The sequence below is a fragment of the Candidatus Phycosocius spiralis genome, from assembly GCF_030158815.1.
In the GTDB taxonomy this organism is placed as follows: domain Bacteria; phylum Pseudomonadota; class Alphaproteobacteria; order Caulobacterales; family Aquidulcibacteraceae; genus Aquidulcibacter; species Aquidulcibacter spiralis.
Map to the genome: position 1 here is coordinate 37,036 of NZ_BPFZ01000012.1, position 13,484 is coordinate 50,519.

Below are 13,484 nucleotides of genomic sequence, written 5' to 3' on the forward strand. Positions count from 1 at the left end.
ACTCCATTGTTTCAGATTCATACACCTGATTGATTGATAGTATATAGTAGCACCCGCAATTTTGGGGGTACCGTCTTAGCAAATTCACCTGTGCCATTTAGCATGTCACCCGCTAACTCGATTGGGTGAGTGGGTAAATCACTCGGCCAGATAAATTCTGATAGAAACCATGGTTTTGTACGCTGATCGAAAATAGATTCGAGCCAGCATATAATCGCTTGTATACGTGGTATGCGCTCCAGATCACGATGATACACCATACTCAATTCTATCGCTGTTGCAGGGCTGCCTACCATAACCAATTCAGGGTACATTGGCACCAAAGCTATTTGCAGCCATGCAATTCTTATACCAGCCAGAACGCCCTCAACAAAAGCGGCGCTGGAATTAGTTTCAACGCGACGTCGGGCCAAAGTCTGAAAGGGCGGAAATTGGCGCTTCATAGCCTCGGTATGGGTTTGTGCTTCATGGTTTAGGCAGGTATGACACAAAGCATCTTCCAAGGAAGCTGGCATGCCATAAAGCTCGAATAATGACCTAGATTCAAATAAACCATGGTGGAAAAATGCCAAGCAGTGCGAACAATAACCACTTATGGGTTCTGCACTAAAATTAGGGGAAATTTCCGCATCAGATTCCAATGGCCGATTTGGCTTAAAACCAGAAACAAGGTGAATATCCAGTTTTGGGTTTTCGCGTAATAAGTGGGTTAATGCTGGGCATATTACTTGAACAGCAACCTCATCCGAACAAAATAAGGTGACGGCTCCATTTGGGGAAACGGCAGCAGAATCACAAATGTCGCGATCCAGCTCCCCGTTGTGATAATCAATGGTGCGTCTGTAGGTGTGGGCAAGAATACCTGCGTTGGTTAGGACAGACCCTTGAGCGGTTCGGCGAACCCGCCGGGCATTCAAATCCGCTTCAAGTTGATCTAAAGCCCTTGATACCGTCGAGGGGTGCACACGCAGCGCGTGCGCTGTAACATTAGGCCCCCTACATAAATCAGCGTCATGAAAAACATGCAGATCCGACATAATAGATTTGTGCCGCATGATTTGGTTCAAAGGAACACTACTCCTCAAATAAACTTTAACTATATTGCAAATCTTGTGAACTCCCAAGTAGATTTTTTAGTATTTGATGAATTAAGCACACTTTTTCAGTTCGTTCTATTTTTTGAGCTGTTGAGAAGGGTCAGTTTTGCGCATAGGAGCCACAAGCACCTCGGTACATCTGGTTGCTGATTGGAAAATCACAATCGACAAGACGGCTTTGGAAAAGATGATCATGACATTCAAGTTTACTAGGTCAGCTTTAGTACCACACCGAACAATGGCCGCCCCAACTATACTTGGACGCATCAAGCTGGACTTAGATACATCAAGCTGGCTGCAGCGGATGTCCGCGAAAATCTTAAAGCTGCCACCAGCTCTGAGCTTGAATGAATAAGATCTTTAGCATGACTATGGTGCGACTGACCACAAATCCAACGACATGAGAAATCGTAGCAGCCGCACAATTGAAGGACCCTATCAGCCAAGGATTAGAATAGATGCCCAGTGAACCAATCTTACTTATGGTAAGCTCGTTATTGAGCGAACAAGAACCATTCAGCCCAAGTGATGACTTGATTTTATCACCTGTCCTGATGCAAGTTCGAGAGTTAGAAGCTGAAAGGGTCTATATGCCGCCATCGACCGGTTAGAGGTATTGATTGAACTTATTCAAACGCAACACAGTGAGTGTCGGTAACTCAGTGTCCTTAGCGTTAGCTTATTCGAGATGGCAACAATCATTGGGGTTTCGTGCAGGAATCTAAACAGGAAAGCCACACTTATGGACGATGTAGCATAGACCACGCAGCCTATAGCGAACTGACCTTTTCAAAAATTCAACTGCAATGCGACATAATAGTAACTTCCAAGCTAGGCAGGCTTCGCTAGGGTAAGCAACTATAAGCTTTGAAACAAAGGTGAGGAAACACATGAAAAAAGTTGCGGTTGTGACAGGGGGCTCACGTGGCATTGGTGCCGCGATCTCGATCGCTTTGCGCGATGCTGGCTATGTGGTTGGTGCTAATTATGGGGGTAATAATCAAGCTGCAGAGGCGTTCACCGCCCAAACCGGTATAGCTACATATAAATTTGATGTAGGAGATTATGAGGCGTGCACGAAGGCGATGGGCCGGATCGAAGCAGAGTTAGGGCCCATTTCGGTTCTGATTAATAATGCTGGAATTACCAAGGATGGATTTTTCCATAAGATGAGCGCAGAACAATGGCGGTCGGTCATCAATGTTGATCTTGATAGTCTTTTTAATTGCACCCGCCCTGTGATCAATGGCATGCGCGAGCGTGGGTTTGGTCGAATTGTCAATATATCTTCGATCAATGGCCAAAAAGGCCAAATTGGTCAGGTCAATTATTCAGCCGCTAAAGCTGGCGTGATTGGCTTCACCAAAGCCTTGGCCCAGGAGGGGGCTGCCAAGGGCGTGACCGTAAACTGTGTTGCACCGGGTTATATTGCTACTGAAATGGTCTCAGCCATGCACTCAGATGCCTTGGCCAAAGTCAAAGCATCCATACCATGTGGTCGCCTAGGTGAAAGCGAAGAGATCGCGCGCGCCGTCATCTTTTTGGTTGAAGATCAAGGCTTTATCAATGGATCCACTTTGACCATTAACGGCGCGCAATTCATTGCGGGCTGATTTCTTAAACGAGCAGGTCTTTGAGCTCATCGATTAAGTCGGTTTTTTCCCACGAAAAACCGCCATCGGCCTCTGGGGCACGGCCAAAATGACCATAAGCTGCGGTTCGGGCATAAATCGGTTTGTTGAGCTCTAAATGACTGCGAATGCCACGCGGTGTCAGCTTTATCAATTGCGGTAATCGCTTCTCAAGCAAGTTCAAATCGCAGCGCTCGGTCCCATCGCAATTGGCGTATATGGATAAGGGCTCAGCCACGCCGATGGCATAGGATAATTGTAAGGTACACCGATCTGCTAAACCGGCTGCAACGATGTTTTTAGCGAGATAGCGGGCTGCATAGGCCGCAGATCGATCAACTTTGGTGGGGTCCTTGCCAGAAAAAGCCCCGCCACCATGGGGGGCCGCCCCACCATAAGTATCAACGATGATTTTGCGCCCAGTCAGACCACAATCACCATCGGGACCCCCGACGACAAACTTGCCCGTTGGATTGATATGCCACACACAATGTTGGTCGATCGGCAAAATATCGCCAAGTGATTTACGTATATAAGGCTCTACAATGGCGCGAATGTCATCACTGGACAGTCTCTCATCGAGATGTTGGGTTGATAGGACAATCGATGTTGCAGCAACGGCTTTGCCGTTTTCGTAACGCGCTGTGACTTGGCTTTTCGCATCGGGGCCGAGCATGGCCAGAACGCCATTTTTGCGCGCATTGGCCAAATCTTTAAGAATTTTATGGCTAAACTGGATGGGTGCTGGCATTAATTCTGGGGTTTCATTGGTGGCATATCCGAACATAATGCCTTGGTCGCCAGCTCCTTCTTCCTTGTTACCCGACGCATCCACACCCATGGCAATATGCTCAGACTGTCCATGTAAGAGCACTTCTATATCGACATATTGCCAATGGAACCCGTCTTGCTCATAGCCAATATCCTTGATGGCCATACGCGCAGTGTGGGCGATTAGGTCTTCGGTTACGCTGTTGGTGCCACGAAATTCCCCTGCAATGACGACACGATTGGTGGTTGCCAAGGTTTCAGCCGCACAACGTAAAGCCCATGGATCAAGCCCTTCAGCAATTGTGTGGCGAAAGTAAAGATCGACCACTTCATCTGAAATCCGATCACAAACTTTATCAGGATGTCCCTCAGATACACTCTCAGAGGTGAAAAAATATGAAGTACGGGCCAAGGGATAACTCCAGTCTCGATTATTTGAGATATAAATACATGTTTATATCTTGAAATCAACATAGCAAACGAAAAAAGTAGCGCTTAGTCAGACTTCATGTCACAGTCTTGCTATGAATAAGCAAAAACTTCTTGGTGACACTATTGAAATTCTAGGCCATCTAGTCAGTTATGATACGACGTCACGCAACTCTAATCTGCCATTGATTAACTGGGTTGAAACTCGGACTAGGGGGCTTGGTGCCGTGACGCGGCGTATTCCCAATCGTGATGGCACGAAAGCCAATTTGATAGTCAGTTTTGGACCACTCACCAAACCGGGGGGTATAGTATTGTCGGGACATACCGATGTTGTTCCGGTCGACGATCAAGATTGGACCAGCGATCCATGGACCTTGGTAGCACGAGATGGCAGGTTTTATGGGCGCGGCACCTGCGACATGAAGGGGTTTGCAGCTTGCGCCTTAGCCTTGGCACCCCATATGGCCGAGGCGAAACTCACAGCGCCGATCCATATTGCCCTAACCTATGATGAGGAGATTGGATGTTTAGGTGCACCATCATTGGTTCGCGCGCTTGGCCTTGATTATGCGCCGTTGGACTGCGTTATCATCGGTGAACCAAGCGATATGCGGGTTGTTTCAGGACAAAAGGGTTTGGCCGTTTATCAGGTGGAAATAACCGGCAAAGCAGCACATTCGAGCCAAGTACAGCAAGGTGTTTCAGCGATCATGGAAGCTGTGCCACTGCTGGCAAAAATCTACATGCTTGCCGATCAAGCCCGTGCTAAAGCCCCAAAGCACAGTTCCTTTGAGCCAGCTGGAACCACAATCACAATCGGGGTGCTTCAAGGTGGTACCGCTTCCAACATATTGGCACAATCGTGTCATTTCATTTTTGATATCCGGTTTGAATTAGGCGATGATCCCAAAGCGTATCAAACGAGCATTGCGCAATGGGTGGAAGAGTTAGACGCAGCGATAAAGCTTAAGGCACCCGAAGGGGGCGCTGTCATGACACAGCGTTCTTTTTCTCCCGCCATGTTACCTGAAACCAATGGTAAAGCTGAAGCTATGGCGCGTGCTCTGACTGGGGATAATTCTATGCGTGCCGTTGCCTATGCGACCGAGGGCGGCATTTTCCAACTAGGCGGGCTATCGACAGTAATTTGCGGACCAGGCTCGATTTTGCAGGCTCACCAGCCCGATGAGTTTATAGAAATGTCGCAGTTACAAGCTTGTGTAGATTTCATGATCGCTTTGGTGCAGCGTATGCGGGGAGATTCGGGCACGTTTCTTAGTTAAACATCATAGCCAACCATCTATACGCCAATCATTTCAACGATAGTTGAAAAAACACGTGTTCAATCATAATTTGCACATCTTTAGAGGGTAACCAAGCAAGTGCACGCGCTATGTTCAAACCAAAGTTAGAAGGATTAAAGGTTTGTCATGGACTGCACTAAAAAGTGCCTAACGGATTTGGCTAGACTATATGATATGAATTCAGGTGCCCTTTACCACCTTGTCACGCGTTGGAGTAGCATAAGATGAAAGACGTCCAAAAGTCACAGCGCTGGTGGATCGCCCCGGTTCTGGCGGGAACCTTGGGCTTAGGCGCGGCCCTTGGGGCCAGTGCGGTTGCTTGGTCTGCGGGTGGGCGCGGTGATATCCCGGTTCCAGCCGCCAAGGGTGAGGATACCTTACGCCAACTTGAAATGTTTGCTGACGTGATGGCGCGGGTTCGCACCGATTATGTGGTGCCGACTAAGGATGACAAATTGGTGGCCGCGGCCATCAATGGCATGCTGCAATCCCTTGACCCACATTCCAGCTATTTAGACGCCGAAGCCTTCAACAATATGCAAGTCTCAACCCGTGGCGAATATGGCGGCATCGGCATTGAAGTTACCAGCGAAGACGGTGCTGTCAAAGTCATTTCGCCAATGGACGATAGTCCAGCGGCACGGGCTGGTATCAAAGCGGGTGATAAACTGATTGCGGTGGACGGTGTCTCCATCCTTGGGTTGCCACTTGATGAAGCGGTTAAGAAAATGCGTGGCCCTGTGGGCACTTCCATTGATGTGACCGTGGCGCGCGATACGATGGAGCCTTTTATCGCCAAGGTGAAGCGCGAAGTCATCGTGCTTAAGCCCGTGACCAGCAAGATTGAGGGTGATTTTGCCTATATTCGGATCTCAACCTTTGTGAACGAGCGTACCGGCCAAGCCCTTAATAAAGCGATTGACGATATTCAGCGCCAATTGGGCGGGCGGTTGAAGGGGATTGTGCTCGATCTCCGCAACAATGGCGGTGGATTACTCGACCAAGCAATTGAAGTGGCCGATACCTTTATGGACCGTGGAGAGGTGGTCTCAACACGTGGACGAAGGCCCGATGATATTCAGCGTTATTATGGCACACCGGGTGAACGTTTGGCGGGCGTGCCCATGGTCGTTTTGATTAATGAGGGTACGGCTTCTGCTTCAGAGATTGTGGCGGGTGCCCTTCAAGACCGTGGTCGTGCCACTATTGTTGGTATGGCTTCATTTGGCAAAGGCTCGGTCCAGACCGTGATCCCGCTGCGTAATGGCCGCGACGGCGCGCTGCGCTTGACCACGTCTAAATATTACACCCCTGCTGGGCGTTCTATTCAGGGCGCGGGCATTGAACCTGATATCGAGATTGCAGCGGTGCGGACCACCGAGGAACAACTCAAAGAGCGCAAAGCCATGTTTCGTGGTGAAGAGGATTTGCCCCATGCACTCGATAATGAGAGTGGACTCAAGCGCTCCTTGCCCCACATGCCCAAAGAAATGCCACCTGTTGGCTGGAAAGAGGGTGAGGATTATCAACTCAAGCGCGCTTATGAATTGCTCGCCGCTGGCTTGCCTAAGCGTGCTCCGATGACTGTGACGCGCCGCGCTGAATTAAAGCCGCAAGAGGGGATTCCTGCTAAGGCTGCGACTGCACCAAACTAGATGATCCGCCATCTCGCCAACTTACATCTACCGTCTGGGCGGCAGGTTCAGGCCTTGATCACTGCACGTCGAGGGACCAAGCGTTTGACCTTGCGGGTGGATCCGATCAAGCGCCACGTCATGGTTTCAGGTCCAGCGCGGGTCAAGCTCTCTGATGCACTTGGCTTTGCCCACCAAAATAGCGGTTGGATCGACGCGCGGCTGACTGCCTTGCCGTTGCCTGCCCCGTTTGAAGAAGGGGCCAGCTTTTTGTTTCGTGGGCGGCCGACCAAGCTGGTTCGAAAGCCCGGCCGACAAGCGGCAAGTTTTCATGATGGCCAAGAGCCCATTTTGGAGATTTTTGCGCCCCCACAACGCATGGCCGGGCGAACTAAGTTGGCCCTCAAGGCCCTCGCCCACGGCGACGCCTATCACTATGTTCAAGTCTTTAGCGCAAAACTGGGTAAAGCGCCCAATACGATCACGATACGTGACACACGCTCGCGCTGGGGGTCTTGTACGGCGAATGGCGATATCATGTTGTCTTGGCGGTTGATTGGTGCACCGCCAAAGGTATTTGAATATGTGGTCGCCCATGAAATGGCGCATTTGGTTGAACTCAATCACTCCAATTCATTCTGGATGCTGGTTACATCTTTAATGCCAGATTGGAAACCAGCTCGCGCTTGGTTGAGGGCGCATGGGGATACCCTATTGGCTTTAGGCTTCTAAGGACTGAATATCTATTTATGGTGGATGAGCCTTTTCTCTTTGGGTTTGACTAGGTGGTAGGCTTCAATCAACTTAATGACATTTATTTGCCCTTTTTTCATCATCCCATTTTTTTAAAAACGATTTTTTGGCTTGCGAACGCCATACGCGCTCTAAATTGGCAGCCACCCAAGCAGGGTCCAAACGATCCGGACGCCCTAAGATCAAAGGCCAATTGCGATAATGGGGGGTAATAAAAAAAGTGTTAGGGTTAAATTCTAGGAGAAAATCGCGTTCTTCAAAGCTAGATTTAAACACAGCCGCATGTTCTTCGCTATTCCACCACACCCATAACTTGCCATGGGCTTTGAGATTGGGCTGCCCCCAAGAGACTGCATCTTCCACATTGGGTAAGTTCAAGCTGAGCGCAAAAGCCCGCAAAGCCTCCCACGTCAACAACTTCGGTTTTGGCTCAATAATTTTGGGATCCTTGCTTTTTTTCATCTATGCAAAATAGCTATCAAAAATCGAAAATATCAAGGTAAATATAGATTGTAATTAAAATCAAATATCAGCCAAGAATTCATAAACAGTGATTTAGTTCGATTTTCAATTTTGATACTCAGAAGGATTTAACCTTTATCGATTAGCCCATTATCCCAATTATGAGGAATCTGAAATGTGGCCGCGCAATCAATCTTTCGGCATCGGAGGTGGACGTAATTCTTCGCCGGGTGGAGGATTATACATTGGGCCAGGCGGGGGTGCATCTCGAGATGTTGGCGGCGGGCTCTATACTGGCCCAGGTGGTGGACTATATACTGGCCCGGGCGGCGGGCTATCAACAGGTCGCGGGGGTGGCTTAAGCACAGAGCCTGGCGGGGGTCTCTATGCAGGCCCAGGTGGTGGCTTGTATGAAGGACCAGGTGGTGGTTTGTACGTTGGGGTGGGCGGTGGTGCCTATGTTGGGAGTGAAGGACCAGTTTACATGAGTAATATACCGCCGTGGGATGTTTTTGTACAGATTATCTGCGAAGATTATCCCAGATTCACCCATTTTGCCGACAGGATCAGCAGAGCGCTGCGCCTTTAAAGCGCGCGTTCAACCATCATAGATTTGATTTCACCAATGGCTTTGGCTGGGTTGAGGCCTTTTGGACAAACTTGAGCGCAATTCATTATTGTGTGGCAGCGATAGAGGCGGAATGGATCCTCTAGATGGTCTAGACGTTTCCCCTTCTCTTCATCCCGGCTGTCAATTAACCAGCGGTAAGCCTGTAACAATACGGCAGGGCCGAGATAACGGTCGCCGTTCCACCAATAAGACGGGCAGGAGGTGGAACAACAGGCGCATAAAATGCACTCATACAAACCATCCAATGATTCACGGTCTTGTGGACTTTGTTTCCACTCTAGTTCAGGGGTGGGTGTGGTGGTCTGCAAATAAGGTTCAATGGAAGCATATTGGGCGTAAAAATTGGTTAGGTCAGGAACCAAATCCTTGATCACAGGCATTTGAGGCAACGGGCTGATTGCGATTGTATCACCTAGAACCTCGCTATGGCCTTTGGTGCAGGCTAAAGTGTTGCGCCCACCAATATTCATCGCACAAGAGCCACAAACGCCTTCGCGGCAAGAGCGGCGGAAAGTCAAGGTCGCGTCCATCGTACTTTTGATATGGATGAGCGCATCAAGAACCATAGGCCCACATTGATCGACGGCCACATCATAGGTGTCCCAGCGCGGATTATGTCCAGTCTCAGGATCATAGCGGTAAATCTTAAACCTACGCACTTTTTTTGCGCCAGTTGGTGCTGGATAATGCTTGCCTTTGGTTACCCGAGAATTGGCTGGAAGTGTAAGCTGAACCATACAGCGGCTATCCTTATCGTCTCTCAAAATGTTTTGACTGTGACATAGGGCAAGTTTGGGCCTTGGGCAAAGGGTATCGTACTTCCCAATGCAGTCCTAAGGCACCTTAAAGCGAAGACTTAACCCTTGGCGTAGAGCGGAACCACTTGGCCTGCGGGCTGATCGCTTGGAAACATTGAGGTAAAAGGCGTATCGCTACTTTGTACCTCAATCACCTCGCCATAGCCGTTAAACCCAGTCTTCATGGTGACGCCATAAGCCCCTAGCATGCCAATTTCGATCCAGTCGCCCTCTGCAGCGTCTTCGGGCAAGCGAAACGGGCCCTCAGCGCAATCCAAGGAATCACATGTTGGTCCAAAAAAGCTAAAATCGGCCAGCTTGCTGACGAGCAGCTCATCTGCGCATGTTGCGCCTTGATCCAAGGTGTTGGATCGAATGAGGCGCACTGGAAACTGCCACTTAATATGGGTTGCATCAAACAAAGTGCCGTAAGAACCATCATTGATATAAAGCCTATTGCCCTTACGAAGGTCAATTTTCACCACGATAGAAGTGGCCTCTGCGACCAAGGCGCGCCCAGGTTCTGACCATAGTTTACAATTCATAGTGACGGGCATCGCATCAAACAAGCGATGGATTTCATCAACATAACTTTGCATGGGGGGTGGTGCCATATTGGGATAAACAGCTGGGAAACCACCACCTACATCGACAACATCGACGGTAACACCTGCCTGAATAATCAGTTTTGAGGTTTCATACAGTGCGTCGCGCCAAGCATTGGGACTCATACATTGGCTGCCAACATGGAAGCACACCCCTAAATCCTCTTCGGTCGCCGCACGGGCATGGCGAAGCAAGAGCACTGCCTCTTCCCCATGCGTGCCAAACTTGGACTCAAGCTTTAGACTTGCATCGGCATTGCTGACACCAAGGCGGACCATCAAGGTCAGATCCGTCGCGCCCCCGGTTTCTTCTTGTATTTTGCGAAGCTCCTCTAGGGTATCGAGCGCGAAAATGCGGCAGCCAAATTCATGATAGGCGCGTGCAATGGCAGTGCGGTTCTTGACCGGATGCATGAAGGCCAAAGTTGCAGTAGGGAACATGTCGCGCACCAGTTTGCACTCATTGACTGAGGCGACGTCAAAGTGACGCACACCCTCGCGCCACAGCGCTTCCAATACCCATGGTGACGGATTAGCTTTTACCGCGTAGAGAATATCGCCCTCAAACGCATCAAGGAACCAACGCGTAGCCGCCCGGACGCGATGTGGCCGATTGACCGCCAGTGGCACGTCAGGACGCAGGTGCACGACAGCGTCGTGCGCACTTGTGAAGTGATCCATTGGATCCCCCTATGATCTAAACCCAGGCCGGCGTTAGTCGGACATGCTAGACACCGATCAGAAATCCGATCAATGCCCGGATGTAAGTCAGGTCCGCCCTTGGAAGCTTACGCCGGAAGCGGGGGTGGAAGCCGCTGCCGTGTGGCCTGGGCCCGAGGGGGCGTTAGTGGACTGGATGCTGTTTCCAGGTCCGCCGGAAGCGACGCGTATAAGACTATTTTTTTTTGGTGCAATCGTTTTTTTCTGTTGAGCCAGTCAAACACACCAAAAATGAAAAAAATGCATAAATATCAGATGGTCATTTCACGCTAAAGACTGCTTATAACCAGATATGTTGCTCAACCACATCCATGGCCTTGCTCTATGTCTTATCCTTTTGCCCATTGGAGGTACGCCGATCAGAACCTCCATAGGTGGTGTCATTCTTGCGACGCCGGTCTGGGCCAAAATAACTTTTGCTTTTGATAAACCCACGCGGCCTATTCACAATTAAGGATAGACGGTCCATCAAGCTTTTAGCTGTGACAGGTTTGACCAAAAACTCATTCACACCCGCATCACGTGCAGCATTGACACGCGAGCGTTCAGAATGGCCGGTAATCATGATAATTGGCAAATAAGGATTGGGGCTGTCATGATTGGTTCGGATCATTTTAGAGAATTCAACGCCATCAACCATGGGCATAGCCAGATCGACCAACAATAAGTCAACCGGAACCGATCTCATAAACTCAAACGCCTCTACGGCGTCGCTGGCTTCCTTGACTTCGTATATACCAGCAGCGCGCAATAATTCTTTCAATATGCTGCGCATGTGGTGGTTATCATCCACAATCATAATAGAAAGAGGGGAAGAAGTCGTTAGAGTCAAATCACTAATATTCCTTGCACATACATAATATGAGGCAGGTCTGCATGAACATGAAAAGGGTTTTTCATGCCTGCTTATAATAATTATCCTACTTTTTAATTTATAATTTGCTTAGAATGACTTAATTTGAAGGTAAATTTTGATTCCTTCTCTACATAATAGTTTAAAAATAAACTATACACCTCATTAGCCTATATAAATCCCTGTTCCAACCCACACTTAAAGACCAATACAAAGATGTCAGTACCGATATGAGAATGGGCCGATAACTGCGGGCTTTATGGAATAGCCAGTTCAATGAGTAAGACAGGATAATCGGAATAATGGGTGGTCAATCTCGGCTGTAAATCTTACCAATGTGTGCCCTCTTCCACATTGCTACAGGGCCAAGCAAGACAAATCCACACGATAGTGTGACACTAAGCAGAACAAGATCCCCCACCTAAAACACAGAATTTGGCGCAATGGGGGTGGTTTAACTTCGTATCACCTTGGCTGCCAGTTAAAGTCCGACCTAATTCAAAAGCCGGCTCATAGGGTAATAAGGTACAAGGCAGAACTATTGGATTTTTGGCCCCTTTGCGTTTGACCACCATGCGAGAACTTGCACACATTAGGCTTGAAGGATCCACCCCTAAAATCGTCCAACAGTTGGGAGTAATTTCAGGCACATCGGCATGCGCATCTAACTCAGGAAACAAAACTAAAGCGAATGGTTGATCTAATTGAATGGGCCATTGGTGCGACTCAATCAGTGCAGCAAATCCTGCTTGACTCTCATCTTGACCTTCACCCCACAAGTTGCGTCCCGCAATCGCCAGCTTTGCCCCTTGTGCGGCCAACCAATCTATACCAAGGCAGGTCTCTTCAAACGCACCCTCCCCACGCTCTTGATTATGCAGGACGGGCGACCAATGGTCTAGACTCACCCGAAAGTTCAGTTTCTCCCGATACAGTGCTAATAGCTCAGTCAGACCTCTTTGTACGCGGGGGCGCATCATTGGTTTCATTGCGTTGGTGAGGAGTAACACAAAATGGCCACGCTCAAGGGTTAGGTGTAAAATCTCAATCATATCAGGATTGAGAAAGGGCTCCCCACCGGTAAAGCCAATCTCAATCGGCTGGGACTTAAGGGTTGCTAGTTCATCCAAATAAGAAGCAACATCGGCCGGAGTCAGATAGACCAAGCGGTCGTTGGTGGGCGAGCTTTCGATATAGCAATTGACGCATGTTATATTACACAAGGTCCCGGTGTTAAACCACAAGGTCTTAAATCCCTCAAATGTCACACGGGCTCTTGGCTCACCCTTTGCGGTGCGGTCCTGATCTTGAAATTTCTGCGTAGGATAAAGTGCCAAAATGGTCAGCTCCAGTGGGCTTTGCTGGTTAAGTATAAAGTTGATGGTACATCTTTTAAACCAGCATTTCGGAATGGAACAATGGGACAGCTCATCCTAGCACCCGACTTGATATGTTCACACAGTGCTTGGATACGATCGCAAATGCCCTATACTTCATCTGCCATTTCATAGAAATTTTTTGCGAAGCTTCACCCAAACAATCAGCGCAGAGATGTTCGCCAAAACAAGAACGTTCGCTTCATCGTGCATACCCCAACTTTAGTCTAAAAGACCCTTCATGCAGCTGATCTGTAACTGGACGTCTGAGTGGACATAGATGTTAAAGACTCGTGCAACCTTAGAGCATTATGTTCTTGACTAATTTCAATTTTTCCAAAGATTTGCTGAACCCAAGCCGCATCGTGTACATCATGTAGGCGGTTCAGGTATGCATCCGGTCTGATCACTGCGTCAG

The 13,484-nt window shown here is 48.9% G+C and carries 12 protein-coding genes; 5 read left to right on the forward strand and 7 right to left on the reverse strand.

Annotated features, from left to right (window positions below; translation table 11 throughout):
- Nucleotides 1-17: 17 nt before the first annotated feature.
- Nucleotides 18-1,055 (reverse strand): LysR substrate-binding domain-containing protein, encoded by a 1,038-nt coding sequence (locus PsB1_RS09280; RefSeq protein WP_284360650.1) that lies wholly within the window; start codon nt 1,053-1,055, stop codon nt 18-20.
- A gap of 932 nt (nt 1,056-1,987) precedes the next feature.
- On the opposite strand from PsB1_RS09280, the gene phbB reads away from it, so the two are divergent.
- Complete coding sequence (phbB, locus tag PsB1_RS09285; RefSeq protein ID WP_284360651.1) at nt 1,988-2,710, forward strand: acetoacetyl-CoA reductase; 723 nt, start codon at nt 1,988-1,990, stop codon at nt 2,708-2,710.
- Between the two features lie 4 nt (nt 2,711-2,714).
- Here phbB and metK read toward each other — a convergent pair whose 3' ends face one another.
- Complete coding sequence (gene metK / locus PsB1_RS09290) at nt 2,715-3,911, reverse strand: methionine adenosyltransferase (RefSeq protein WP_284360652.1); 1,197 nt, start codon at nt 3,909-3,911, stop codon at nt 2,715-2,717.
- Nucleotides 3,912-4,023: 112 nt separating this feature from the next.
- On the opposite strand from metK, the gene argE reads away from it, so the two are divergent.
- The 3 genes from argE to PsB1_RS09305 all read left to right on the forward strand — a co-directional run bounded on the left by argE (nt 4,024) and on the right by PsB1_RS09305 (nt 7,601).
- Entirely contained in the window at nt 4,024-5,214 is a 1,191-nt protein-coding gene (argE, locus tag PsB1_RS09295; RefSeq protein ID WP_284360653.1) for an acetylornithine deacetylase, read from the forward strand.
- Between the two features lie 245 nt (nt 5,215-5,459).
- The gene (gene ctpA, locus PsB1_RS09300) at nt 5,460-6,890 is read left to right on the forward strand and encodes a carboxyl-terminal processing protease CtpA (protein WP_284360654.1); all 1,431 of its coding nucleotides are present in this window, start codon (nt 5,460-5,462) and stop codon (nt 6,888-6,890) included.
- Entirely contained in the window at nt 6,891-7,601 is a 711-nt protein-coding gene (locus PsB1_RS09305; RefSeq protein ID WP_284360656.1) for a M48 family metallopeptidase, read from the forward strand.
- A gap of 72 nt (nt 7,602-7,673) precedes the next feature.
- On the opposite strand, the gene PsB1_RS09310 is transcribed toward PsB1_RS09305, so the two are convergent.
- Entirely contained in the window at nt 7,674-8,084 is a 411-nt protein-coding gene (locus PsB1_RS09310) for an MmcQ/YjbR family DNA-binding protein (RefSeq protein WP_284360657.1), read from the reverse strand.
- 175 nt (nt 8,085-8,259) lie between these two features.
- Between PsB1_RS09310 and PsB1_RS09315 the strand changes: the two genes are divergently transcribed.
- A complete protein-coding gene (locus PsB1_RS09315; RefSeq protein WP_284360658.1) occupies nt 8,260-8,673 on the forward strand; it encodes a hypothetical protein in 414 nt (137 codons plus the stop codon).
- Here the strand turns inward: PsB1_RS09315 and sdhB are convergent.
- The 4 genes from sdhB to PsB1_RS09335 all read right to left on the reverse strand — a co-directional run bounded on the left by sdhB (nt 8,670) and on the right by PsB1_RS09335 (nt 13,027).
- Nucleotides 8,670-9,452: a succinate dehydrogenase iron-sulfur subunit gene (sdhB, locus tag PsB1_RS09320; protein ID WP_284360659.1), complete on the reverse strand. Its 783-nt coding sequence runs from the start codon at nt 9,450-9,452 to the stop codon at nt 8,670-8,672. The genes PsB1_RS09315 and sdhB overlap by 4 nt on opposite strands.
- 119 nt (nt 9,453-9,571) lie before the next feature.
- Nucleotides 9,572-10,798 (reverse strand): type III PLP-dependent enzyme domain-containing protein, encoded by a 1,227-nt coding sequence (locus tag PsB1_RS09325; RefSeq protein WP_284360660.1) that lies wholly within the window; start codon nt 10,796-10,798, stop codon nt 9,572-9,574.
- Between the two features lie 361 nt (nt 10,799-11,159).
- Nucleotides 11,160-11,636, reverse strand: a complete 477-nt coding sequence (locus PsB1_RS09330) for a response regulator (protein ID WP_284360701.1) — start codon at nt 11,634-11,636, stop codon at nt 11,160-11,162.
- Nucleotides 11,637-12,088: 452 nt separating this feature from the next.
- Entirely contained in the window at nt 12,089-13,027 is a 939-nt protein-coding gene (locus PsB1_RS09335; protein WP_284360662.1) for a radical SAM protein, read from the reverse strand.
- Nucleotides 13,028-13,484 lie beyond the last annotated feature (457 nt).